The following is a 23,692-nucleotide window of genomic DNA, read 5'->3' on the forward strand; positions in this document are numbered from 1 at the left end:
CGAGCCGGACTCTCCCGGGCGCACCGTCACCAGCTCCTAGAGCTCGTCCTCGTCGGGAGCCGGACCCGCCAGCGGCAGGTCGGCTGCACTCTGTGCCGCGAAGGGATCGTCGGCGTCGATATCCTCGGCGCTCACGTCGCTGGCCCAGAACCCGCGGTCGGCCTGTTCGACGCCCTCGACCTCCACGGTCGGGCAGTCACGGTAGAGGCGGTCCAGGGCGTAGAACTCGCGCTCGTCGCGACGCTGGACGTGCACGACGATGGTGCCGTAGTCCAGCAGGACCCACCGGTTGTCCCGGTGCCCCTCGCGCAGGCGAGCCTTCACACCCACCTCGGCGAGCTTTTCCTCGACCTCGTCGACGATGGAGTTGACCATGCGCTCGTTGTCGCCGGTGGCCAGCACAAAACAGTCCGCCAGTGGCAGACGGGAGGTCACGTCGAGGACAACGATATCCTCGGCGAGACGCTCGGAGGCGGCGCGGGCGGCGATTCCCGCATGGTTGATGGCGTCGGAACTAGCGGTCACGTGGTGCCGGATCCTTCATGAAAGTAGAGGACAGATGTTTTCCGCCAGTGATTCTACAAGCCGGACGTCGATTTACAGCATCAGGTGGGCAGTTCCGTCAGAACCATCCGTCGGGGAAGCGGTCGCTCTCCTCATCCGGGTTCCAGTCGACGTCCGGCTCGGCCGAGTCAGACGGATCAGAGGTCGGGTCGCGACCGTCCTCCGGCATCCCCTGCCCGGCACTGGCCCCGTAGGGGCTGACGCTCTCCTCGGTGTCCGAGACCGCCCACGGCAACCCACCGTGACTGTCCTGGTTACGCCGACGGTACAGGGCGGTTTTCCCGATGTACTGGACGACTCCGTCGGGTACCAGATACCAGACCGACCGCCCGTCGGCTGCCCGCTCCCGAATATCGGTCGACGAGATCGCCATCGCGGGAATGTTGACCAGACTCAACCGGTCAGAATCGACCTGGCTACGCAGTGCCTCACCAGCGTCGGCGAGATCATAACCGGGGCGGGTGACGCCGACACAGTGCGCGAGGTTGAACACATCCTCCCAGTGCCGCCAGGTCACTATGCGTTCCAGTGCATCCGCACCGGTGATGAAGTACAGTTCCGCGTCCGGATACCGGCGCTGGATGTCCTTGAGCGTGTCGACGGTGTAGGTGTCCCCCGGACGATCGATGTCGACACGTGAGACCAGAAACTGGGGATTCGCCGCCGTGGCGATGACCGTCATCAGGTAGCGGTCCTCCGCTGCGGTGACGACCTTGTCCCGCTTCTGCCAAGGATGTCCGGTCGGGACATAGATGACCACGTCCAGCCCGAACCGGTCGGCGACCTCGCTGCCCGCCACAAGGTGCCCGTTGTGGATCGGGTCGAAGGTGCCCCCCATCACGCCGATACGCTCCGGGGGTTTGTCCGGGAATCGTGCGGCACGCTGGTCCGGTCGGCGGTTCTGGCTCACGTCCGCCCATGCTACGGGTAAGTACCGCCCGAAAGGAACCACGGTCGACGTTTCCCCGCGATACGCTTTCCACTATGGCGATGAGAATGAACCCGTGGGTACCGAATCAGCACGGCGCGTGGCCGATGGTCGCGATACCGCCCCTTGTCGGGCTCTTCTGGTGCCTGAAGATCTGGGACGCTGTCTCCCCCGCCGACCGGGGCGAAGGCATGCACGGCACTGCCGGCATGGTGCTGACCTTTCTCGCGGTCACCGTCGCATGGGTGGTCGGCTACCTCGCGTTCTTCGCCGGAGGAATTCTGATGCGTGCCCGTAACGCCGCGATGCGCGGACGCGCTGTCGCGCCGACGCTGCTCTACGGCGCAGTCGCCGGCCTGGCGGCGGTACTGGCCCTGATACTGCAGCCGCACCTGCTGTGGTGGGCGTTCGTGTTCCTGCCGCTGATCGCGATCGCGGTCTATGAGACGTGGCGGGGGACGCCACGGTCGCTGGCCTCCGGGGTCGCCACCACGGCCGCGTCTGTATTCATCGTCCCGGTCGCCGCGACAATCGGCCTGGGAGCGAGCAATCCGGTCAGCGGCGGGGTGACATGGACGTCGAACCTGTTCACCCCGAAAGTGGTCGAGGCCCTGCCCTCCGCGGTGTGGGTGAGCTTCCTGTGGCTGCTGCTCTACACGGTCGGGACGATCTTCTACGTCAAGACCATGATCCGTAAGAAGGGTGACCCTGGCTGGCTGGCCGCGTCCCAGGTATTCCACCTGGCCGCGCTGATTATCGTGGTGGCCACCGTCGGTGTGCGGTACGTCCATTGGGCGGCGTGGATTGTGGCGGTGGCCGTGTTCGCGGTGGCCCTGTGGCGGTCCCGCGCGGTACCCGCATCAGCTGCGAAGGGCACACCGTGGCCGCCGAAGAAGGTCGGGGTCCGCGAGATGCCGCTGCACGCCGGTGTCGCTGTCGCCGCCGTCATGGCCGCCCTGTTCTACGACGGTCCGCTGATCCTGTTCATCGGATAAGACGGGCGAAGGCATCGGCCGCGGCACGCTCAGCAGGGCTCGCATCCGAGGGGTCAACCACCGCATCGCGGAAATAGGTTTCGTGTGCCCCGGCACCCTCATCGTCCTGCAACGCGAGAGCGACGGACCGCGGTCCGGTGTCGCAGGCGAAGTCGTCGGCGAGACAGTAACTGTGGACCGGGACCCCGGACATCGCTCCGCCACCGATGAGTCCCGGGGCACGGTGGAAGGGATTGCCGAAGTACACCGCGCCGCGCAACCGTCCCTCTGCGGCGAGTGCGTGCTGCGCAGGCGTCAAGGCAGCAACCCCCTGCGAGTACCCCAGACCGACATAGTCCGGACGGCAGCCGGTGGACTGCTCATAATCCTCGACCATCTCGAAACCCCCAGGCAGGCCTCTGGCCATCGAGTCCATGAACAGGCCCACCCCGTTGACCACCGTTGCCGGGTCCGGGTTCTCCCCCGCCTCACCGACAGGAAAGCGTGCAGGGTAGTGGTCGGCATCAATAGCCAACACCGTGCGGTCGTCCGGGTCGAAGAGATCCGGATGCACGGTGGAGGCGTAATCCAAAAACCGGTGGAGGGTCTCCCCCTCGTAGCCGTTCGAGTATCCGTTGGATGCCCCGGGTGCGTAGGTCTCGTTCTCCTCGCTGCCGCGGGCTGCCAGGGTCACAACCGAGGGACAGCTCTCTCCCGCATCCGCATCACGGGCTACGCCCGCGGCAGAGGTACCGACCGTGGCTGCGGAGACAGCCACCACGAACACGGCGAAGCTGACGACTCCATGAATTTTCCTCACGGATACAACTTTACTGACCGGCGTCCCCGTTCAGGGGACAGGGCTGCGGTACACACCGCACCTTGCACACCGGAGCCGTCCGAAGTATTACCGCTCTGCCGCGGTATAAGAATCCACGACCTGGCGTTTTCCGACATTATCTCCCCGGAAAGTGGTAACACTTTGCGGGCACGGGCCCCAGGCACCGCAGCCCACCGGCAGTGCTAGGGACGGACCTGTCCTTCACCGTTGACGATCCACTTGGTGCTCGTCAGCTCCGGCAGCCCCATGGGGCCGCGGGCATGCAGTTTCTGGGTCGAGATGCCGATCTCGGCGCCGAAGCCGTACATCTCGCCGTCGGTCCAGGCGGTGGAGGTGTTGATCATCACCGCGGCAGCGTCGACATTCTGCTCGAAGAACTTGGTGGCCTTGTAGTCGGTGGCGCTGATCGCCTCGGTGTGGCCGGTGGAGTACCGGGTGATGTGGGCGACTGCGGCCTCGACACCATCCACCACGGCGGCGGCGATGTCGAAGGAACCGTACTCCTCCTCCCAGTCCTTCTGCTCTGCCTGGACCACGTCGCTGACACCGAGGGTGGACAGCTCGTCCACCTCACCGTGGATGGTGACCCCGGCGTCCTGCAAGGAGGTCAGCACGCGCTTCTTGTCCTCGTCGGACAGCGCGGCGTCGAGCAGAACAACCTCAGTGGCATTGCACACCGAGCAACGCCGGGTCTTACCGTTGATGACCAGCTCAATTGCCTCGTCGACATCAGCGGACCCGTCAACGTAGAAGTGGCAGTTGCCGGTGCCGGTCTCGATGGCCGGCACCGTGGCCCCGGTGACCACGGCGTTGATCAGACCGGCGCCACCACGGGGGATGACGATATCGACCAGGCCACGGGCAGTGATCAAGTCCTGGACCGAGTCGTGGGTCTCGCAGGGAAGCAGTTGGACGGTTTCCCGGGGCAGTCCGTGCTCTTCACAGACGTCCTGCAGAATCTCCACGAGACGCGTATTCGAGTTCTGGGCCGATTTCGAACCACGCAGCAGCGGGACGTTGCCGGACTTCACGGCAAGACCGAAAGCGTCCACCGTCACGTTCGGGCGTGCCTCGTAGACCATGCCCATCACGCCGAGGGGAACGCGGACCTGGCGCATCTCCAGGCCGTTGGGACGGCGGGAGCCGCGGACGACGTCGCCGACCGGGTCAGCCAGGTCCGCGACCTGACGCAAGCCGCCGGCGATACCTTCGACGCGGGCAGCGTCGAGGCTGAGCCGGTCAATGAGCGACTCCGGCATGCCCCGCTCACGCCCGGCGGCGATGTCGCGCTCATTGGCTTCGAGGATCGATTCCGTCTCAGCGACAAGCCGGTCCGCGGCAGCGGTGAGCAGGTCGTTCTTCTGGGTGGTAGTCAGCGCGGGGCGCTGGGAGACCTCCCGGGCTTTCTGCGCCTTGGCGAGCACGTCCTCACGCTCGGCGGCGCGTACGGGAGTCAGACCGGCGGTGTCACCGGAGGTGGTGGGGGCGGCGGACGAGTTCTTGGCGGTGTTCACGTCGTTCATGACACCCCAGCGTACGTGAGGCCAGCGTGAAAATCACCCAGATTGTTGAACAATCTGGGTGAGGGGCTGATATCAGCTGGTCGCGCCGTACACCCGGGACTGCCGGTTCGAGTACGTCGCCATGTAGTCAGCGTGAATCACCGGACGCTGGGCGAAGTCCGGGAGGTCCGTCGTGGACTTGCCGACCATCCCTTCCAGAGTGGCCGAATCGTAGTTGACCTCACCACGACCGATCAGTTCACCGTCCGGGCCCACGATGTCGAGCACCTCACCCGAGGTGAAGGCACCATCCACCTGCACCAGCCCGACAGCGAGCAGGGAGTTGTGGCGTTCCATCGCAGCGGCCGCCCCCGCATCCAGGTGCAGGGTGCCCGCGGAATCCGCGGCATAGAGGACCCAGAACTTCCAGGCGGACAGACGGTCCTCCCGCGGCCAGAAACAGGTGCCGACCATTGCCTGGTCCAAAGCTGCACCGATGTTCTCCGTGGAGGTCAGCAGCACCGGAATCCCCGCACGGGAGGCCAGACGGGCCGCAGATACCTTTGCTGCCATGCCTCCGGTACCCAGGCGCCCCCCGTCGCCGGCGACGACACCACGCAGATCTTTGCTGCTCTTCACTTCTGCAATGAACCGGGCGTCCGGCTCGGCCGGGTTGCGGTCGTAGAGACCAGCCACGTCCGACAGCAGGACGAGCGCATCCGCGTACGTCAGATGGGACACCAGAGAGGCCAGCCGGTCATTGTCACCGAAGCGCATCTCGGACGTCGCCACCGTGTCGTTCTCGTTGACGATCGGCACGGCGCGCAACTGCCGCAGACGGTCGATCGTGCGCTGGGCGTTACGGGCACGGTCACGCCGGGCAGCGTCCGACGCGGTCAACAGCACCTGACCGATCGAGCGACCGTAACGTGCGAAGCTGCGCGCCCACTCCTGGGCCAGCAGCACCTGCCCGGCCGCGGCAGCAGCCTGCTTGGTAGCCAGGTCCGTCGGCTTCTGTGCCAGACCCAACGGGCCCATTCCACAGGCCACAGCGCCGGAGGACACCACGATCACATCGGTGTCTCGGTCCATCCTGGCCTCGAGCGCGTCGGCGATGACGTCGATCCGGTCGGGACTGACCAGCCCTGTCTCATCGGTCAGGCTGGACGAACCGATCTTGACCACGACACGCTTGGCGTTACGGATCGTCTGCCGAACATCGGAGCGGTGGCCGTACGCAGGGGAATCCTCACCGACCTCAGGATCTGGGAATTCCTTGGAGGTGGCGGGAATGACGGGGCCGGGCTGATGCACAGCGTCCGTCCCGAACTCCAGGGACGCCGGGTACTCGAATACCGTCGGCTCATCGGACATGTCGGAGGCATCAGTGGTGTCAGACATGCCCCTCATTATGTCCCAGCCGCACCGGTCCTCGCCACGAGACGCCCGACTGGCCGGTCAACCGACCACGTTGCAGAGAAGTATCCAGGATCGTCCCGTGTGAGCCACCCCCATGCCGCTCCCCCGAATGCGGGGGCCGGTCAGCCCTGCCAGCGCTCCCGGTCGGCCTCTTCTCCGTCGCCGAAATCGTACTCGTCGATCAGGCCGCGTCGCGCCTGAGAGGCACGCTTTCGCTCCTCGGAGGTCGAACGACCGGTGCGGTCCAGACGACGGTCGGTGCCGCGGCCGGACGGCAGCAGGTCGACGCCTGCCGCGGTCTGCGGCTCCCACTCGAAGGTGATGGCGCCGATGGTGACCTCGTCGCCGGCCACGGCACCTGCCTTGTACAGTGCCTCCTCGACACCGGCCTTGGCCAGGCGGTCAGCCAGGTAGCCGACAGCTTCGTCATTCTCGAAGTCCGTCTGGATGATCCACCGTTCCAGCTTCGAGCCCGCGACGATGAAGGCTCCCTCGAACTCCGGATCCTTGGAGACCTCGAAGTCGGCGAACCGGCCACGGCCCTTGCCACGCAGATGCTTCGGTGTAACCACCTGTGGCGCAACCTCCTCGACCGGGTGTTGCCGACGGTGCTCACCGACGATCTCCATCAGCGCATACCGCAGCGGATCCAGGCCTTCGTGGCTGGCTGTGGAAATCTCGAAGATCGGCCATCCGAACGCTTCCGCGAGCTCGGGTCGCATCAACTCGGCCATCTCCCGAGCGTCGGGAACGTCGATCTTGTTCAGTACGATCACCCGTGGACGATCACTGAGGTCCCCGAGACCCGCGTCTGCGGAGAGTTCGGATTCGTAGTCCTTCAGCTCAGTCTCCAGCGCCCGGATGTCATCGACGGGGTTACGGTCAGACTCCAGGGCGGCACAGTCCACCACGTGGACGAGCACGGCAGTGCGCTCGATGTGGCGAAGGAAGTCCAGGCCGAGCCCCTTGCCCTGGCTCGCGCCAGGAATCAGACCGGGGACGTCTGCGATGGTGAAGACATCGTGGGCGACGTTGACCACCCCGAGGTTGGGCTGCAAGGTGGTGAACGGGTAGTCCGCGATCTTCGGCTTCGCGGCACTGAGCACACTGACCAGGGAGGATTTACCCGCAGACGGAAAGCCGACCAGTCCCACGTCCGCCATGGACTTCAGCTCGAGGGTGATGTCCTGAGCCTCGCCAGGTTCTCCGAGCAACGCGAAACCCGGAGCCTTGCGTGCCTTGGAGACCAGCGAAGCGTTACCCAGTCCGCCGTGTCCGCCCGCGGCCGCCACGAAGCGCTGTCCCTTGGTGGTCAGGTCGGCGAGCACCTCGCCCTTGCCATCGAGCACGACGGTGCCGGCGGGAACCTGGACGACCAGGTCCTTACCCCGCGCGCCGTGACGGTGGTCACCGGCGCCTGCGGCACCACGTTCCGCCTTGATGTGCGGGTGGAAATGGAAGTCGAGCAGGGTGTGCACCTGCGGGTCGACCTCCAGGACGACATCGCCGCCGTGCCCGCCGTTGCCGCCGTCCGGGCCGCCGAGCGGCACGAATTTCTCACGGCGTACCGAGGCACAGCCGTTGCCGCCGTCGCCGGCCTGCAGGTGCAGGACGACTCGGTCCACGAAGCGTGACATGATTGGACGCCCTCCAGTTCAGGCGGTTAAAAGGGGTGGTTGAAGAATCCCGCCGATCCTATCACCTGGGACAGACAGCGGTCGCAGTGCCGCAGGTCAGAGTGGCCGGACGGGCACGAGAAAGCCCCGGGACGTCCATGACATCCCGGGGCCGGCCTCAGAAGAACGCTGAGGACGTCGAGTACTAGGCCTCGACGGTCTCGTTCTCGACGATGTTCACCAGTCGACGGTTACGGCGGGTGCTGAACTGCACGGCGCCGCCCTTGAGGGCGAACAGGGTGTCGTCGCCGCCGCGTCCGACGTTCTCACCGGGGTGGAACGAGGTACCGCGCTGACGGATCAGGATCTCGCCGGCCTTGACCTGCTGACCACCGAAACGCTTGACACCGAGACGCTTGGACTCGGAATCGCGACCGTTGCTGGAGCTGGAAGCACCCTTCTTGTGTGCCATGGTCTTTTCCCTCCTCGGAAAAGGTGGTACCGCTGCGCGGGACGCAGCGATCGCTGGGTTTACTTGATGCCGGTGACCTTAAGGACGGTCAGCTGCTGGCGGTGACCGTAACGACGCTTGTAACCGGTCTTGTTCCGGTAGTGCATGCCGTTGATCTTCTTACCCTTGGTCTGGTCGACGATCTCGGCTGCAACGGACTTGTCGGCGAGCTTGTCACCGGAAGTGACGTCAGCGCCATCGACGAGGAGAACCGGGGTGAGAGCCACGGACGAACCCGGCTCTCCCTCGATCTTCTCGACCTTGACGAGGTCACCTTCGGCAACCTTGTACTGCTTTCCGCCGGTCTTGACGATCGCGTACATGGAAGGGCTACCCCTTTGTTTCTCTACTCGGCTCAGGCCGCCCCTCCACCGTCTGCCCCGGCGAAATGCGGGGCACGGCCTGAAAAGGCAATCTGACTGGACTTCATTGCTTATTTCACTGCGTTCGACGTCGACGACCCTGCGCCGGACATGCGGCGCGACCGTGGTTTCAGACAGAGACCAACGGTCACGATCGACCAACGGACGAACAGCGACGTTGCAAGGCTACCTTCCCACCCCAGGAAAACAAAATCTCCACAGCTTCTCCCGGGGCGGGAACGACACGCCGGTGATTTACCGTGCGCTGCGGACGACCCGTCGCCGTCCGCGACGATCGGACCGTACCTGCGGCACCGGTGCGGTCTCGGCCTGATCAGCACCGTCGGTCACCGCCTCGCCTTGCCGGGGTTCGTCCTGCCGCCGCGGGGCTTGCTTCCCGAGGCCGTAGTCCTCGGGTCGTGGTTCACGGTCCGACCGGGAGTTTCCACGGACCCGGCGCCGACGACGGGGCGAACGCTCGAATTCAGCCTTCGCCGTCGCAAAGTCTGCAGCTGGTGACTCGGCGGCATCCGGAGCTTCCCGTGCCTCCGACACGTCAGGCTGCTGTGCCTGCTCCGCCATCTCCGGTCGCTCGGCCGCAGGTGTGACGCGTCGGACGACCCGGCGCCCACGACGGTCCTTGCGCCTGGTGGTCTCCGCCTCGACATCGGAGCTGACCTCAGGCGTCGTCTGCCCTGTCGGCCGTGCCCCCGTCGTCTCAGCGGGTTCCTGCTGGACGATGTCGCGAAGCAACGCCTCGGTCGCGTCGTCGGTGCCGGCAGCATCGCCTGCGCCATCGATCTCGTCCGCGACATAGTCGGCGCCCGTCGGTTCGTCAGGATCTTCCTCACCGGCGCGGCTCAGCGCATGGGCGACAATGTCATGGACATCATCCGAACGGTGTCCCGTGTGGTCCTGTGCCGCGGCATGGACCGTCGTGGCCACCGTGGCCGTGGACTGCACGTCCTCCTGCGCAGGTGCCGGCGCATCCTCGATCGCGCTGTCTTCGTAGCGCTTACGGATCTCCTGCTCATGTCGGGCCTGTTTAAGTCCCTCACGTCCTCCGTGATCGCGACGCTCCGGTTGATCGTCGGCGTCATCATGCTGCACCGGATCATCGTGGAGGATGATGCCACGTCCCTGGCACGCTTCACACTCGGTGGAATAGGTCTCCACCAGCCCGGCGCCAAGCCGCTTCCGCGTCATCTGCACCAGTCCGAGGCTCGTCACCTCCGACACCTTGTGACGGGTCCGGTCGGCGGCGAGGAACTCCGTCAGCCGGCGGAGCAGCAGGTCACGGTTCTCCTCCAGAACCATGTCCACGAAATCGACGACAATCATTCCGCCGATGTCGCGCAGCCGCATCTGCCGGACGATCTCCTCGGCAGCTTCGAGGTTGTTCTTGGTGACGGTCTCCTCCAGGTTGCCGCCGGAACCCACGAAGCTTCCTGTGTTGACGTCAATGACCGTCATCGCCTCGGTCTTGTCGATGATCAGGTACCCGCCGGAGGGCAGCCAGATCTTCCGGCTCAGCGCGTTGGCGAGCTGGGCGTCGAGCTCATAGGCGGCGAAGACGTCATCGCCATCGTGCTCCTCCGGACTCCACTTGACCACGCGGTTCTCGAGATCAGGCGCCATGCGGTGCACGTAGTCACGGACCCGCTGCCACGACCTGCGGCCGTCGACGACCAGCTCGTTGAAGTCCTCGTTGAACATGTCCCGGACGACCTTCACAAGAAGGTTCGGTTCCTCGTACATGGTCACCGGGGTCGCGCCCTTCCGGGCGCGTTCCGTGTTCTCTTTCTCGGTGATATCGAGCCAGCGGCGGTGGAGCCGATCGACGTCCTCGGCGATCTTATCCTCGCTGACGCCTTCGGCGGCGGTACGGATGATCGTGCCGCCGTCTTCGGGGACCACGCGCTGCAGGATCGACTTCAGCCGCTTACGCTCCGCCTCCGGCAGCTTCCGGGAAATTCCCTGGGTCCGGCCACCGGGAACGTAGACCAGGTACCGCCCCGCGAAGCTCACGCGGTTGGTCAACCGTGCACCCTTGTGCCCCAGGGGTTCCTTGATGACCTGGACAAGAACCTGGTCGCCCTGTTTGAGCGCCGATTCGATCCGGCGGGAACGTCCCCGCACATGCTCGGAGCGCCAGTCGACCTCGCTGGCGTACAGCACGGCATTACGTCCGGTCCCGATGTCGATGAACGCGGCTTCCATGCTGGCCAGCACATTCTGGACGCGACCGAGGTAGATATTGCCGATGGTGGACTGCTGGTCGTCGCTGGTCACGAAATGCTCGACGAGCAGACCGTCCTCGACGACACCGACCTGGGTGGTCCACCCGTCGCCGTCTTGCCGCCGCGCATCACGCACGACCATGGAGCGGAAGATGTTCTCGCGGCGGGCGATGAACTCGGCACGCGTGACTGCCCGGTGCTTCTCGTTTCCCTGCTCCTGACGCCACCGGCGCTTGGACTCCAAGCGGGTGGACCCCTTGAGCTTCACCGGTTCATCGACGACGGGCGTCTGTTCTTCCGCAGTCTTGTTAGGTTCGTTCGGCACCTGTTCCTCGCTGTGAGAATGTGGCGCGTCATTGACCGCGGTTTGACCGCCGTCATTCTGGTCACCCTGGTCACCCTGGTCACCGCGTCCACGGCCACGGCCTCTGCTCCCGCGACGACGGCGCGAGGACGCTGTGCCGTCTCCGTTGGTCTCGCTGTTGTCCTCCCCGGAAGCTTCACCCTGGTCACCCTCGGTTGAATGTGACGTGACAGCTGCATCCCGCTGGCGTTCCCGGCGAAGTTCCTCCGCACCTGCCGCGGCACTCCGGGATCCCACGCGGCGGACGACGCGACGCCGCACCACTGGACGGGGTGTCTCAACCACCGGCTCTTGCTCGGGTTCCGGCTGCGGTTGCTGGACCTCCGGCTCCTGGTCCTTCGGTGTCTGCTTCTTCGGCGCCGGCTCCTGCACCGCGTTCTCCGCCGGGGTCTCCTGGGCGGCCGGACGGCTCACCCGCCGACGGCGGCGGCGACGGGACGCCGACCCCGCACTCTTCTCCTGCGGCGTCTCGACCGACTCAGACGGCTCAACCGGCTCGGACGACTCGACGGTCTCCGCCACCGGTGTGGCGGTGGCTGACTGCCGTGTCGGCTCCGCCTCGGGCTCGACAGGCTCCACAGGAGAAACCGGAGCCGCGGCCTTGCGGGTGACCTTGCCGGAGCGCCCTCCACGACGACGCGTCGGGGCCGACTGCTGTGCAGCCTCGGACTCATTGACGGTCTCGGGCTCACTGACTGCCTGGGGTTCAGCCTCGGGCTCCGGCTCGGCAGGCGTCGTCGCTGTCCCGGTCGCCTTCTTCGTGGCCGTCTTCGTGGCCGTCTTCCTCGGGGCTCGCTTCTTCGCGGGAGCCTTCTTCGCCGGCTTCCCGGCCGCGACGATCTCGCCGAGCACACGCTCCACCTCCGCCTTCGGCAGGGTGGAGGCTGCGCGCTTGTTCTCCACACCGTGCTCCCCCAACACGATGATCATCTGTGCGCTGGGAATCTCCAACGCCTTTGCGAGCGCATGGACCCGGACCTTCTCCCCCAGCTCATCACTCTTCACTCCTGCCGCTGCTGCGGCAAGTTCCTGGCTGGTATTCGCCATACTGTCTCCTCCATGGTGCCACGGGCAGGATGCGGATGTGATCGCCCCTCTCACGGACGCATCGCCGACACAGTGACAGATCTCCCGGAGGACAACGGGCGCTGTGATCGATCCGATCAGGTCGCAGCCACACAATGTCCGCAGTGTTTACTCTGTCCACCATGACCCGGCGCTACTCTCGCCGTGGCATAGATATTCGATGTTGTGTGCACAAGTTGTGCCTTAAAAACTTTCGGACATTCGGAGCACACCGCGACGAACCAGCGATACTGACGCTGCCAAAGGCGGTGAGAAGCAGTGAGACATCGTCTTCCGTCTCACATCGTTCGTCACACGCTCTCCGCCTCATGCGGGTGCTGCACGTGTCCCCCCTCATTGTTGCACACTGCGCCGCCGACGCCGTCCCCGCCACGCCTCACCCGACCGGAGCCGACTACGGTGGCTTATATGAGCGACAGCGTCCGCACTCTTCAGGAAATACACGCGTCCTTCTCACCTGCACTTCCGGGACGGATCATCGCGGCGGTTCTGCTCTCCGTTTTCTTCGGTGCCACGGTCTCCCCTTTGGCTGGGCCGTGGATCCTCTTTATCCTTGCCCCGGTACTGCTCGTCGGAATGTTCTACGTGAGCATCTCACTACGCGCCACGGGGCTGCGTGCCAACAACTACGCCCCCATGCGGGCCGACGACGAAACCCCCTCCTCGCTGGGAGGGACAATGGAGGAACCACGCAGTCCGAACCGGAGACTGCAGGTCTTCACCTATGTCGCCGGTCCGGCGATCTACCTGTTGATCTGGGCCGGCCAGTACATCAACTCAGCCACGGCACAATGGACGTACGCGGGCATCGTCACCGCCCTCACACTGGTCGCCTTCTGGCGTGCCTTTGTCCTGGAGGGCGCGGTGCCTGACGGATACCTTCCCCCGTCCCACGTCTTCGCCGCAGAGCCGGACTGGTCTCCCCACGACGACGCCGACGCGGTGGCCGCCGTCCTCCACGCCGTTCAGGCCGTGCCCGGCGGGCGCCAGGTACGCCGGGACGTTCTCACCGGACTGGCGCGTCCGCTCACGTCCTCACCGCAGGACGCGTCCGGTGTCGATAGGGGGCTGCAGGCCCTGACCGCACAGGGGCGCAGCGCTGTACTCCGGGAACGGAAGGACGCGACCACCGTTGTGGAATGGGTGACACTGACCACGGACGGACGCGACCATTACGAAACCTCCCCGCCGATGGCGGGGAGGTGACGGTATCGCAGAGCGGGTCAGAGGTTCGGGAACCAGATGCCGATCTCGCGCTCTGCCGACTCCGGCGAGTCGGATCCGTGGACGACGTTCTCGCCGACCGAGGTCGCGAAGTCGCCGCGGATCGAACCCGGAGTAGCTTTCGAGACCGGATCGGTGCCGCCGGCGAGCTGACGCCATGCGTCAATCGCGCGCTCACCTTCGACGATGCCGGCGATCATCGGTGCAGAGGTGACGAAGTCGACCAGGTCACCGAAGAACGGCTTGTCGGAGTGCTCGGCGTAGTGCTTCTCGGCGGTCTCGCGGTCGGCGACACGCAGGTCCAGGGCAGAGAGGGTCAGGCCCTTACGCTCGATACGGGCGATGATCTCGCCGACGAGGCCACGGGAGACGCCGTCCGGCTTGATGAGGATGAGAGTGCGTTCAGTCATGCGTGTCAGCCTACAGAACCCGGTTGAACGGAAGTTAAAGAGGCAACCCCCGGCGCCGGCGCCGGTCGCGGACCACTTGATTGGTCACCGTCACGACTATCAGGAACCCCGTCAACGGGTAGACGGCCACCAGACCGAGGTTGAAGAAGACCACGGCACCGACGATCGCGCCGACGGAGAGACACACCGCCATGAGCAACGGGTACACCCAGGCCGACACCCGTCCGCCAAAGAAGGAGTCCACGAAACGTTGCCCCGCCTTCACCAGCGTGCCGGTCACATAGGTCAGCGCGATACTGACCTCTCCGTCCCGTTCGAAGACCGAGTTCATGGCACCGATGCCCACAGACAACAACATCACCGCCAGCGTCTCGGAGCCTGAGGCCAGCGACACCGACGAGGCGAGGAAGACCAGGGACACAGCGACCAGAACCGCTTCCCGGGCACGGTACCTTCCCCACCGGCGGGTCACGAGCCGATGGACCAGCGCACCGCACATCACCCCGACCATGAACAATACGATGCAGCGGCCCGCCAGCCACATCAGTTCACTGTCATCTTCCACGATAGACACCGCCAGTCGGGTGCTGTTCCCTGACATGAACGACAGGAAGACTCCACCGTAGAACATGAATCCGATGGAGTCGGCGTACCCGGCGACGGCGGCGAGACACATGGCGAGGGCCCGTTCCCCGCGGCGGTAGGTATTCATCGGTGAAAATCGTACCCGCAGCGCCGGCATTTCCCTGATAGGTTTGACCCTGGAATGACATGACCACAGTACGGTGCCATGGCGTGCACACGGGAGAAGGAGAGACATCATGGGTGAACTGACCGATAGGAACGGCGACGCCGTCACCGTCCGGTTGACGTCGAAGGGGAACGCGTATGCGATCTACCTCGCGGACGACACCCGCGCTGGCGCGGCATATTTCGTCGACCACGGGTCAGAGCGCATCTTCCACCACACGATCGTGGGCGACGACTTCGCCGGCCGTGGTCTGGGCAGCATCCTGGTGCGCGAAGCACTGGCGGACACGAAGTCCCATGACCTCACGGTCGTTCCGTCCTGCCAGTTCGTCGCGTCATGGATCGAGCGCAACGGGTACGACGGCCCGGTCTCCTCCCCCACCCCGGAAACCGACGAGTACGTGCTCGAGCACGCTGGCGAATCCTGACCGTGACGGTCACCGACCGGTTTCGGTGAACTCCGGTCGGTTCACCGTCAGTCGCGGTCTTCCGCGACGTAGTAATGCTGGGCGGGGAGCAGACCCTTGTCCATTCTGCTCTTCACATTCGCACGGAGGTGGTAGGTGTACCACCACGCGAGGATAAACAGGACCGCTACAAAAAGCATCGTCGGGTGCACGATCACACCCAGCGCAGCGAAGACCTGCAGGCCGATGTTCATCTTGTCCGCCCACGGGCGGAACTGCATGAACGACGCCACCACCATCGCCACGCCAAGCACGGCGACGTAGGTCATGTTGAATACGGTGGCGTGTGCCCCGTCGTCGACGACACCGACGACCGCGAGCACCAGCAGCACCGTGATCGCCTCCATGAGCATGATGCCGGCCATCATGCCCTTCAACCCCTTGAACGGGTCGACCTGCATCTCATGGGCAGGCCCCAGAGGGGTGGTGTTGTCACTCACGGCATCCTCGTTTCGCCGGTCATCGCACCGGTGGTCGTATGAATCTTCTTCTGCGACCACTTTGCCGCAGCCGGGGTCCAGGAGTCCAACGCGGCACTCAACCCGGAGACCTCGGTGAGGTGGATGAGCCCGTCGCGGTGCTCGGCGTTGAAGAAACCACGGGAGACCATCTGGTCGATCATTCCGAGAAGCGGAGCCCAGTACCACTCCACGTCCATCAACGCCACCGGCTTGTGGTGGATCCCGAGAACCTGGGCGGTCCACACCTCGAAGAACTCCTCGAGTGTGCCGATGCCACCGGGCAGGGTGACCATGGCGTCCGCCGTCTCCGCCATCCTGTTCTTGCGTTCATTCATGGTCTCGACGATCTCCAGGCTGGTCAGCCCGGTATGGCCGGTCTCCCCGTCGTACAGATGCCGGGTGATCACACCGTGGACGTCCATGCCCTCGTCCAGTGCGGTGTCTGCGGCGACACCCATCAGCCCGACGGATCCGCCGCCGTAAACCAGTGAATGCCCATTCGCTGCCAAGTGTCGGACGACAGCGACGGTCATGTCCCGGTAGCCAGGACTGTCCCCACTGGCGGAGCCGAGGTAGAGGGCGACACGTTTCGGTGCGACCCGGCTCGCTGTCGCTGTGACGGTCACGCCGGATCCTTCCCGAACAAGGTTCTCGCGTCACCGGCGGTGACGACCGAACCGGTCACCAGGACTCCTGCTCCGGATACCTGGCTGTCGCCGAAGCCGCCGTCGTCCTCAGCGAGTTCCACGGCGAGTTCGACGGCACCGGGGAGGTTCGGCGCGACGTGGACACGCTCCTCGCCGAAGGCGTCCCGCGCATACTCTGCGAGGTCCTCGACATCGACCGCACGTGGCGAGGTGTTCTGGGTAACCACGATTTCATCGAGCACAGGCTCCAGTGCAGCGAGAATGCCGCGGGCATCCTTGTCTCCGAGTACACCGACGACGCCGATGAGGCGACGGAAGGAGAAATCCCGGTCAATGGCCTGGGCCAGTGCGCGTGCTCCGTGGGGGTTGTGGGAGGCGTCGATGAATACGCTCGGGGTCGCCCGCACCCGTTCCAGGCGCCCAGGTGAGCTCACCTGTGCGAAACCGCGCCGGACGGTCTCTTCGTCAAGCATGCGCCCGGCACCGGCACCGAAGAACGCTTCAACCGCGGCCAAAGCGGTGGCGGCGTTCCGAGCCTGATGGGCACCGGAGAGCGGCAGGAAGATGTCGGTGTAGACCCCGCCGAGTCCTTTCAGGGTGAGTGTCTGGCCGCCGACGGCGACGGTGGATTCGACGACGGCGAATTCGCTGCCGGCGCGCGCGACCGAGGAATCGGACTCGACGGCCTGACGCAGGAGCACCTCCAGGGCCTCCGGCTCCTGCTCGGCGATGACGGCCACGTTGTCCGGCGGGGTGAGCAGGTCGTCCGCGTCCCAGCGCTGCTTGATGATGCCGGCCTTCTCGCCGGCGATCTCGGCGAGTGTGTCGCCGAGGTAGTCGGTGTGGTCGAGACCGACCGGAGTGACCACGGCGACATCGGCGTCGATGACATTGGTGGCGTCCCAGCGGCCTCCCATACCGACCTCGACCACGGCGACGTCGACGGGTGCGTCGGCGAACGCGGCGTAGGCCATGGCCACGAGGATCTCGAACTTGCTCATCCGCGGTCCACCGGCGGCCTCGGACTGGGTGTCGACCATGTCCACGAAGGGTTCGATCTCCCTCCAGGTACGGACGTAATCCGCCGGGTGCAGTGGGACGCCGTCGATCGCGATACGTTCGGTGGCCAGCTGCAGGTGAGGGCTGGTGGTGCGCCCGGTACGTCGGTGGAATGCCCGCAGCAGCGCCTCCACCATGCGGACCACCGACGTCTTCCCGTTGGTTCCGGCGACGTGGACGGCCTGATAGTTCCGTTGCGGGTTACCGAGCAGATCCATGAGCTGACGGATGCGGTCCAGAGTCGGGTCGATCTTGGTCTCCGGCCACCGCTCGTTGAGTTCGGCCTCCACCTCCGCCAGTGCGGCAAGGTCCTCGGCAGTCACCGGGCGGGCGAGCTTGGCTGCATCCTCGTCGCTGTTCGCCGGCTCAGTGAGGTCGATCGGCAGATCGAGCCCGGTGGCGTTCAGTGTTGCTTCACCGAAGTCCTCGTTCTTGTCAGTCACAGTCGGGGGTCACTTCCCTGTCAGGTCGGAGAGTCGTGCTGTAATGCGTGCGACCTCGTCCACGGCGATACCGCGACGTTCCTTGATCTCGGCGACAACCTTCTCCGGGGCCTTAGCCAGGAAGTTGTCGTTGCCGAGCTTCTTGTCCGCACGTTCAAGTTCCCTGTTGGCCTCCGCGAGATCCTTCTCCAGTCGCTTGCGCTCTGCGGCGACGTCCACGGTGCCGGAGGTGTCCAGCTCCACCGTGATCGTCGCGTTCGACAGGCGCAGCTCCACCGACGCGGTCGGGGTGAAATCGCCGTCCGGGGCGGTGAGCTTCACGATCGACCGTACGGCGTCTTCGAGGTCGGCGAGGTCGGCCCCGGCAGCGTCAAATCGACCCGGAACCTTCTGCGAGGGTTTTACTCCCTGGTCGGCGCGGAAACGACGGACCTCGGTGACGAGCTTCTCCACATCGTCGAGACGACGCACGGCATCAGCATCGGTGGCCGCACCGCCGTTGGTGTTGGCAGCGGTCGGCCAGTCGGTGACGACGAGGCTGTCGGCGTAACCGTCCACCCCGTCGGTCAGAACTGTCCACAACGTCTCCGTGACGAAAGGCATCGAGGGATGCAGCAGGCGGAAGACCGTGTCGAGTACCCGCCCCAGCACCAGGCGGGTGTTCTCCCCGCGGGCGCGCTCTTCCTCCGTGGCGGCATCCCAGTCGCGCGGGATCTGGACCTTGGCGATCTCCAGGTACCAGTCACAGAACTCACCCCACGTGAAGCGGTACAGTGCCTCGTTCGCGACGGCGAACTCATAACGGTCCAGGTGGGCGTCGACGTGGACGCGCAGTTCCTCCAGTTTGTCGAGGATCCAACGATCCGGATCGGTGAGCTCGTCACGGGACGGGAAGGCGTCCTGTTCAGCGACGGGAAGGACCCGGGCACCGTTCATCAGCGCGAACTTGGTCGCATTGAACAGCTTGGTGGCGAAGTTGCGGGAGGACTGGGCGGAATCCTCGCCGATCGGCAGGTCAGTGCCGGGGTTCGCACCGCGGGCGAGGGTGAACCGCAGGGCGTCCGCACCGTAATCGCGGACCCAGTCCATCGGGTCGATACCGTTGCCCAGGGACTTCGACATCTTGCGGCCGTGCTCGTCACGCACCAGGCCGTGGAGGAAGACATCGGTGAAAGGCACCTGCGGGCGTCCCCCACGCTGCTCCGCACTGGTGCCAGCCTCGCCCGTGCCCAGTGCGGAGCCGGCGACGGTGTCGGCGAAGGTCGCGAACATCATCATGCGAGCAACCCAGAAGAACAGGATGTCGTAGCCGGTGACCAGTACGGACGTCGGGTAGAACTTCGCCAGTTCATCAGTGTTCTCCGGCCACCCCATCGTGGAGAACGGCCACAGCGCAGAGCTGAACCACGTGTCGAGTACGTCCTCTTCGCGGTGCCAGCCCTCGCCTGCCGGGGCGTCCTCGTCGGGGCCGCAGCAGACGATCTCACCGTCCGGCCCGTACCAGATCGGGATCCGGTGACCCCACCACAGCTGACGGGAGATGCACCAGTCGTGCATATCGTCGACCCAGTCGAACCACCGTGGCTCCTGGGAGGCGGGGTGAATGACGGTGTCGCCTTCACGCACCGCATCGCCGGCCATCTTCGCCAGTTCCTCGACCTTGACCCACCACTGCTCCGAGAGACGCGGCTCGATCGCTTCCTTGGAGCGCTCCGAGTGCCCGACCGAGTGGACGTACGGACTGATGCGCTTGACCACACGGCCCTGCTCCTCCAGTGCCAGGCGGATCTCCTCGCGGGCCTCGAACCTGTCCATGCCGTCGAACCGGGTCCCGGTGTTCGCGATGTGCCCGGCCTCGTCGATGACCTCGGGCATGTCGAGGTCGTGACGGCACCCCATCTCGAAGTCATTCGGATCATGCGCAGGTGTGATCTTCACTGCACCGGTGCCGAACTCCGGATCGACGTAATCGTCGGCGATGACGACCATGCTGTGTCCCTCGATGAACGGGTGCGGCAGACGAGACCCGATCAGGTCCGTGTACCGCTCATCCTCGGGGTGCACGGCGACAGCGACGTCGCCGAGCATCGTCTCGACACGGGTGGTGGCGACATCCACATGCGGGCCCTGACCGGAGGCGTCACCGTAACGCAGGGTGACCAGCTCACCCTCGTCATCGGAGTAGACGACCTCGATGTCCGAGATCGCCGTGCGCAACACCGGAGACCAGTTGACCATGCGCTTGGCGCGGTAGATCAGACCACGGTCGAACAGTTCCTTGAAAATGGTCTGCACCGCGCGGGACAGCCCGTCATCCAGGGTGAACCGCTCACGGTCCCAGTCCACAGAGTCACCGATGGCGCGCATCTGCGACTGGATGACACCACCGTACTGTTCCTTCCACTCCCACACCCTGGAGGTGAATTCCTCACGACCGTAGTCAAAGCGGTCCTTGCCTTCGGTCTCCTTGAGCATTCCTTCGACCTTGGTCTGGGTGGCAATGCCTGCGTGGTCGGAGCCCGGCAACCACAGCACCTCATGGCCCTGCATGCGCTTACGCCGCGCCATCGCGTCCATCAGCGTGTGGTCCAGCGCATGACCCATGTGCAGCTGGCCGGTAACGTTCGGTGGCGGCAGGACAATGGAGAACGGCGGACGGTCACTCGTGGCATCCGCATGGAAGTACCCGGCATCGACCCACCCCTGGTAGAGGGAGGATTCGACGTCGGCGGGGGTCCACTGCTTCGGGAGCTGGTCCGCCCGGTTACCGGTCCCGGAATTACTGCTGGCTGCGCTGGAGCTGGTCTGATCAGTCACGGTTGCACAGTCTAGTGCAGAGGACGGCCACGGTTGAGACCGGCTTTCATCACGCCTGGGCGTCCTCGCTCTCACTGTCTCTGACCACGGCGTGCGACCATACGATGTCGACATTCTGGATCTCTTCCAGCGTCGGAGGGTCCTCTGCGGAGCTGCTGCGCGGCTGCACCTTCCGGCCCACATCAGGTAACAGCACAGCCGGGGGCACGTTCAGCGCATAAGCCAGCTGATAGATCTTCTCCATCGTCGGGTTCAGGACACGTCCGTTCTTACCCGTGCCGTGACCGCGTTCAAAATTCTGCACCTGGTTCCGACTCATCCCCGCACGCTGGCCGAGTTCCTCCTGCGTCATGTCAGCATCGACGCGAAGCAGACGGATGCGGTGCGCCAGAGCTGACCCGTAGGTCTTCCAGTCGAGGTCTGGCGGCGGGGATTGCATACAAAAGAATGTGCCCGCACAGCAGAGCCGTGTCAGCACATTACACTGTGCCTGAACTGCTTCCCAGGGGATTCCATCTCGGTCTTTGACCGCACCGGAGCTTGCATGAACGTCGATCGAAACGACATCGACTGCTCATCGCCTAGCCCTGGCAGACGGTCGGGCACGTCACTGCCCGAGTCACGAGCTCCTCCAACTGCTCCGACGACACCGGCTTCAGGTCCGTGGCCTCCAGGCTGACGTTCACGTTCTTCGGACGCACCGGCACCGCGGAATGGGTGTGCCCGTGCACCGTGCAGTCGAAGCCGCCTCGAGTGGTCGTCCCTCCGCGGGCCGCCCATCGTGCCAGTGCCGGAGTCATGTACGGGTCCTCGACCTTGTCCGGCGCCGGGATGTGTGTCAACAGCACCAACCACCGTCCCACGCGGATCTGCAGTTCCAGCGACACAGCATCGAAGACGTCACGGTAGGCCGGTGTCCATTCCATGACCGACTCCAGACCGAACATCGGATGCACCCTGTCATGGTTGCCTGGTAGCAGGACCATGCGGAGGTCTTTCTCCACCTTCAGTCCGCCGAGCAGATCCAGGGCCTCGGCGTCACGACGCACCGATATGTCACCGAGGCAGATCAGCGTGGCACCGTCCGGTACGGCCCGGAGATTGTCGAGGATGACCTGGTCGTGCTCGGCCGTCTCATCGAATCCGCGCAGTTCCGACACTTTCCGGTGCCCGAGATGCAGATCCGACACCAGCCAGATGTCGTCACGGTGTGTGCTCATGAAAGTCAACGATAGTTGGCGCACACACCGTAGACAGGGTCACACCAGGGCGGAATCCGAGTCTCACGGCACCGAGTTACGCGACTCCACGGCTTCAGACTCGCACTCCGCCCATCGTCTCCAACCAGCTCCTGGCCCATATACCCGGGGCCACCCCAAGGGGCGTCGACAGTCACGTGCGCCAGGGGTACAACGGGAGCCATGAGCAATTTCAGTGTGAACAACCCGTCCACCGGCCAGACCGAAGACACGTTCACGAGGATCGAGGACTCTGAACGAGACGATATCCTCGACCGCTCCACCGCTGCCTACCGGTCCTGGCGCACGACCACCATCGACGAACGCGCCGCGATCCTGAACCGTGCCGCAGACATCTACGAAGAGAAGACGGACGACCTCGCCTCCTACATCGGTCGCGAGATGGGCAAGCTCGACAAATGGGCCAAGGCGGAGCTCGGCATTGTCGTCGACATCTACCGCTACTACGCCGAACACGCCCATGAGCTTCTCGCCGACAAGGAACTTGCCGCGCAGGGTGCGCAGCACACCTACGTCCGCAAGGATCCGATCGGACCGCTGCTCGGCATCATGCCCTGGAATTTCCCCTACTACCAGGTCGCCCGGTGGGCGGCACCGAACCTCCTGCTGGGCAACTCACTGGTGCTCAAGCACGCGTCCATCTGTCCGCTGTCCTCCCAGGCGTGCCAGGACATCCTGGAGGAGGCGGGCTTGCCGAAGGATGTCTTCCAGAACATCTACGCCTCCGGCTCGCAGATGGACGCTTTCGTCGCCGATCCCCGCATCGCAGGGGTGTCCCTGACCGGGTCCGAGGGTGCAGGTGCCGCGGTGGCGAAGACGGCTGGGGAGAACTACAAGAAGTCACTCCTTGAGCTGGGCGGCAATGACCCGTTCCTCATCATCGACGACGACAATCTCGATGCTGTCCTCGACCAGTACGTCGGCATCCGCATGTACAACACCGGCCAGGCATGCAACGCCCCCAAGCGGCTGATCGTGTTGGAGAGCTTCTACGACCGGGTCGTCGAGGGGTTGGAGAAGCGTATCGGAGCCCTGACGCCCGGCCCGTGGGACGACAAGAACGCCGATGTCGGCCCGTTGTCCTCCATCGACGCCCGTGATGAGATCGTCCAACGCCTCGCCGACGCGAAGTCCAACGGCGACGCCACCGTGCGTGTCGGCGGTGGCAGCATCGACCGCCCGGGGGCCTACATGGAGCCGACTCTGCTCACCGACGTTGACCCGAAGGCCGATGTGGGCTGCAACGAGGTCTTCGGTCCGGTCGCCATCGTCTACAAGGCCAACGACGTCGACGAGGCAGTGGAGATCGCCAACAACTCCGACTACGGGCTCTCCGGATCAGTCTGGGGCACTGACCTGAGGACCGCCGAGGACGCTGCGGCACGTCTGGAAGTCGGCATGTCCTTCGTCAACGAGGCCTCGGTGACTGCCGCCGGTCTCCCGTTCGGCGGCGTGGGGCGTTCCGGCTACGGACGTGAACTCGCCGAATGGGGTGTCGGCGAATTCGTCAACGACCATCTCGTGCGGGTCACCCCGCAGTAGACACCGGGTCTCTGACCCTGGTGCGACAGCAACCCCACAGGCCGGTGAGACCGGCCTGTGGGGTTGCTCTGTGCTTCCGTGACGGCCCCGGCCGCCCCCGGGGTACGGCCCGTCCACCGGGGGCGGTTCTGCTGTGACGGCCGCACCGCATATGCTGATCCGGTATCCTCCTGCGGGCGCTGACCCCGCAGACCGACGTTTCCGGA

21 protein-coding genes are annotated in these 23,692 nt (G+C 65.0%); 4 read left to right on the forward strand and 17 right to left on the reverse strand.

Going from position 1 to position 23,692, the window contains the following annotated elements:
- Window positions 1-36 precede the first annotated feature (36 nt).
- Both rsfS and nadD read right to left on the reverse strand, forming a co-directional pair.
- Window positions 37-525: a ribosome silencing factor gene (gene rsfS / locus CGLY_RS11470; RefSeq protein WP_038549521.1), complete on the reverse strand. Its 489-nt coding sequence runs from the start codon at window positions 523-525 to the stop codon at window positions 37-39.
- A 97-nt stretch (window positions 526-622) separates the two neighbouring features.
- A complete protein-coding gene (nadD, locus tag CGLY_RS11475; RefSeq protein WP_038552793.1) occupies window positions 623-1,402 on the reverse strand; it encodes a nicotinate-nucleotide adenylyltransferase in 780 nt (259 codons plus the stop codon).
- A 146-nt stretch (window positions 1,403-1,548) separates the two neighbouring features.
- Between nadD and CGLY_RS11480 the strand changes: the two genes are divergently transcribed.
- Window positions 1,549-2,487, forward strand: coding sequence for a YwiC-like family protein (locus tag CGLY_RS11480; RefSeq protein WP_227590256.1), 939 nt, complete (start codon window positions 1,549-1,551; stop codon window positions 2,485-2,487).
- On the opposite strand, the gene CGLY_RS11485 is transcribed toward CGLY_RS11480, so the two are convergent.
- The 7 genes from CGLY_RS11485 to CGLY_RS11515 all read right to left on the reverse strand — a co-directional run bounded on the left by CGLY_RS11485 (window position 2,477) and on the right by CGLY_RS11515 (window position 12,368).
- Window positions 2,477-3,286, reverse strand: coding sequence for an alpha/beta hydrolase family protein (locus CGLY_RS11485; protein ID WP_144313677.1), 810 nt, complete (start codon window positions 3,284-3,286; stop codon window positions 2,477-2,479). The two genes, CGLY_RS11480 and CGLY_RS11485, sit on opposite strands and share 11 nt — an antisense overlap.
- A 203-nt stretch (window positions 3,287-3,489) precedes the next feature.
- Window positions 3,490-4,830, reverse strand: a complete 1,341-nt coding sequence (locus tag CGLY_RS11490; protein WP_081803900.1) for a glutamate-5-semialdehyde dehydrogenase — start codon at window positions 4,828-4,830, stop codon at window positions 3,490-3,492.
- A gap of 72 nt (window positions 4,831-4,902) precedes the next feature.
- The gene (gene proB / locus CGLY_RS11495) at window positions 4,903-6,210 is read right to left on the reverse strand and encodes a glutamate 5-kinase (protein WP_038549527.1); all 1,308 of its coding nucleotides are present in this window, start codon (window positions 6,208-6,210) and stop codon (window positions 4,903-4,905) included.
- 140 nt (window positions 6,211-6,350) lie between these two features.
- A complete protein-coding gene (obgE, locus tag CGLY_RS11500) occupies window positions 6,351-7,865 on the reverse strand; it encodes a GTPase ObgE (protein WP_038549529.1) in 1,515 nt (504 codons plus the stop codon).
- Between the two features lie 184 nt (window positions 7,866-8,049).
- Window positions 8,050-8,316 carry a 50S ribosomal protein L27 gene (gene rpmA, locus CGLY_RS11505; protein ID WP_038549531.1) on the reverse strand — a complete coding sequence of 89 codons (267 nt, stop codon included), beginning with the start codon at window positions 8,314-8,316 and terminating at the stop codon, window positions 8,050-8,052.
- A gap of 59 nt (window positions 8,317-8,375) precedes the next feature.
- On the reverse strand, window positions 8,376-8,678 hold the full coding sequence (gene rplU / locus CGLY_RS11510) for a 50S ribosomal protein L21 (protein WP_038549533.1): 303 nt from the start codon (window positions 8,676-8,678) through the stop codon (window positions 8,376-8,378).
- A 294-nt stretch (window positions 8,679-8,972) separates the two neighbouring features.
- A complete protein-coding gene (locus CGLY_RS11515) occupies window positions 8,973-12,368 on the reverse strand; it encodes an Rne/Rng family ribonuclease (protein ID WP_038549535.1) in 3,396 nt (1,131 codons plus the stop codon).
- Window positions 12,369-12,815: 447 nt separating this feature from the next.
- Here CGLY_RS11515 and CGLY_RS11520 point away from each other — a divergent pair, with 447 nt between their 5' ends.
- A complete protein-coding gene (locus CGLY_RS11520) occupies window positions 12,816-13,613 on the forward strand; it encodes a hypothetical protein (RefSeq protein WP_038549537.1) in 798 nt (265 codons plus the stop codon).
- 17 nt (window positions 13,614-13,630) lie between these two features.
- Here CGLY_RS11520 and ndk read toward each other — a convergent pair whose 3' ends face one another.
- Together ndk and CGLY_RS11530 are read right to left on the reverse strand one after the other, a co-directional pair.
- Window positions 13,631-14,041 carry a nucleoside-diphosphate kinase gene (ndk, locus tag CGLY_RS11525; RefSeq protein WP_038549540.1) on the reverse strand — a complete coding sequence of 137 codons (411 nt, stop codon included), beginning with the start codon at window positions 14,039-14,041 and terminating at the stop codon, window positions 13,631-13,633.
- Window positions 14,042-14,075: 34 nt separating this feature from the next.
- Window positions 14,076-14,753: a YoaK family protein gene (locus tag CGLY_RS11530; RefSeq protein WP_038549543.1), complete on the reverse strand. Its 678-nt coding sequence runs from the start codon at window positions 14,751-14,753 to the stop codon at window positions 14,076-14,078.
- Window positions 14,754-14,862: 109 nt separating this feature from the next.
- Here CGLY_RS11530 and CGLY_RS11535 point away from each other — a divergent pair, with 109 nt between their 5' ends.
- Window positions 14,863-15,219: a GNAT family N-acetyltransferase gene (locus tag CGLY_RS11535; RefSeq protein WP_038549545.1), complete on the forward strand. Its 357-nt coding sequence runs from the start codon at window positions 14,863-14,865 to the stop codon at window positions 15,217-15,219.
- Between the two features lie 47 nt (window positions 15,220-15,266).
- On the opposite strand, the gene CGLY_RS11540 is transcribed toward CGLY_RS11535, so the two are convergent.
- From CGLY_RS11540 to CGLY_RS11565, 6 genes are all read right to left on the reverse strand, one after another.
- Complete coding sequence (locus CGLY_RS11540) at window positions 15,267-15,698, reverse strand: DUF4233 domain-containing protein (protein WP_038549549.1); 432 nt, start codon at window positions 15,696-15,698, stop codon at window positions 15,267-15,269.
- A complete protein-coding gene (locus CGLY_RS11545; RefSeq protein ID WP_052540114.1) occupies window positions 15,695-16,345 on the reverse strand; it encodes an LOG family protein in 651 nt (216 codons plus the stop codon). Before CGLY_RS11545 ends, CGLY_RS11540 begins: the two co-directional genes overlap by 4 nt.
- Window positions 16,342-17,868 carry a bifunctional tetrahydrofolate synthase/dihydrofolate synthase gene (folC, locus tag CGLY_RS11550; RefSeq protein ID WP_038549553.1) on the reverse strand — a complete coding sequence of 509 codons (1,527 nt, stop codon included), beginning with the start codon at window positions 17,866-17,868 and terminating at the stop codon, window positions 16,342-16,344. The genes CGLY_RS11545 and folC overlap by 4 nt, the downstream gene beginning before the upstream one ends.
- 9 nt (window positions 17,869-17,877) lie before the next feature.
- Entirely contained in the window at window positions 17,878-20,685 is a 2,808-nt protein-coding gene (locus tag CGLY_RS11555; protein ID WP_038549557.1) for a valine--tRNA ligase, read from the reverse strand.
- A 49-nt stretch (window positions 20,686-20,734) separates the two neighbouring features.
- The gene (locus tag CGLY_RS11560; RefSeq protein WP_052540115.1) at window positions 20,735-21,124 is read right to left on the reverse strand and encodes a helix-turn-helix domain-containing protein; all 390 of its coding nucleotides are present in this window, start codon (window positions 21,122-21,124) and stop codon (window positions 20,735-20,737) included.
- Window positions 21,125-21,266: 142 nt separating this feature from the next.
- Window positions 21,267-21,905: a metallophosphoesterase gene (locus CGLY_RS11565; RefSeq protein ID WP_052540116.1), complete on the reverse strand. Its 639-nt coding sequence runs from the start codon at window positions 21,903-21,905 to the stop codon at window positions 21,267-21,269.
- A gap of 201 nt (window positions 21,906-22,106) precedes the next feature.
- Between CGLY_RS11565 and CGLY_RS11570 the strand changes: the two genes are divergently transcribed.
- Window positions 22,107-23,486 (forward strand): NAD-dependent succinate-semialdehyde dehydrogenase, encoded by a 1,380-nt coding sequence (locus tag CGLY_RS11570; RefSeq protein WP_038549560.1) that lies wholly within the window; start codon window positions 22,107-22,109, stop codon window positions 23,484-23,486.
- Window positions 23,487-23,692: the final 206 nt, after the last annotated feature.

It is taken from the genome of Corynebacterium glyciniphilum AJ 3170, from assembly GCF_000626675.1.
Taxonomy (GTDB): domain Bacteria; phylum Actinomycetota; class Actinomycetes; order Mycobacteriales; family Mycobacteriaceae; genus Corynebacterium; species Corynebacterium glyciniphilum.

Bases quoted from the DNA above. Each gene is read 5' to 3' on its own strand.
- rplU (WP_038549533.1), bottom strand. From the start codon at position 8,678: ATGTACGCGATCGTCAAGACCGGCGGAAAGCAGTACAAGGTTGCCGAA.
- proB (WP_038549527.1), bottom strand. From the start codon at position 6,210: ATGTCTGACACCACTGATGCCTCCGACATGTCCGATGAGCCGACGGTA.
- CGLY_RS11515 (WP_038549535.1), bottom strand. From the start codon at position 12,368: ATGGCGAATACCAGCCAGGAACTTGCCGCAGCAGCGGCAGGAGTGAAG.
- CGLY_RS11490 (WP_081803900.1), bottom strand. From the start codon at position 4,830: ATGAACGACGTGAACACCGCCAAGAACTCGTCCGCCGCCCCCACCACC.
- CGLY_RS11570 (WP_038549560.1), top strand. From the start codon at position 22,107: ATGAGCAATTTCAGTGTGAACAACCCGTCCACCGGCCAGACCGAAGAC.
- CGLY_RS11480 (WP_227590256.1), top strand. From the start codon at position 1,549: ATGGCGATGAGAATGAACCCGTGGGTACCGAATCAGCACGGCGCGTGG.
- CGLY_RS11560 (WP_052540115.1), bottom strand. From the start codon at position 21,124: ATGCAATCCCCGCCGCCAGACCTCGACTGGAAGACCTACGGGTCAGCT.
- CGLY_RS11530 (WP_038549543.1), bottom strand. From the start codon at position 14,753: ATGAATACCTACCGCCGCGGGGAACGGGCCCTCGCCATGTGTCTCGCC.
- ndk (WP_038549540.1), bottom strand. From the start codon at position 14,041: ATGACTGAACGCACTCTCATCCTCATCAAGCCGGACGGCGTCTCCCGT.
- CGLY_RS11535 (WP_038549545.1), top strand. From the start codon at position 14,863: ATGGGTGAACTGACCGATAGGAACGGCGACGCCGTCACCGTCCGGTTG.
- nadD (WP_038552793.1), bottom strand. From the start codon at position 1,402: ATGGGGGGCACCTTCGACCCGATCCACAACGGGCACCTTGTGGCGGGC.
- obgE (WP_038549529.1), bottom strand. From the start codon at position 7,865: ATGTCACGCTTCGTGGACCGAGTCGTCCTGCACCTGCAGGCCGGCGAC.
- CGLY_RS11520 (WP_038549537.1), top strand. From the start codon at position 12,816: ATGAGCGACAGCGTCCGCACTCTTCAGGAAATACACGCGTCCTTCTCA.
- rpmA (WP_038549531.1), bottom strand. From the start codon at position 8,316: ATGGCACACAAGAAGGGTGCTTCCAGCTCCAGCAACGGTCGCGATTCC.
- CGLY_RS11565 (WP_052540116.1), bottom strand. From the start codon at position 21,905: ATGAGCACACACCGTGACGACATCTGGCTGGTGTCGGATCTGCATCTC.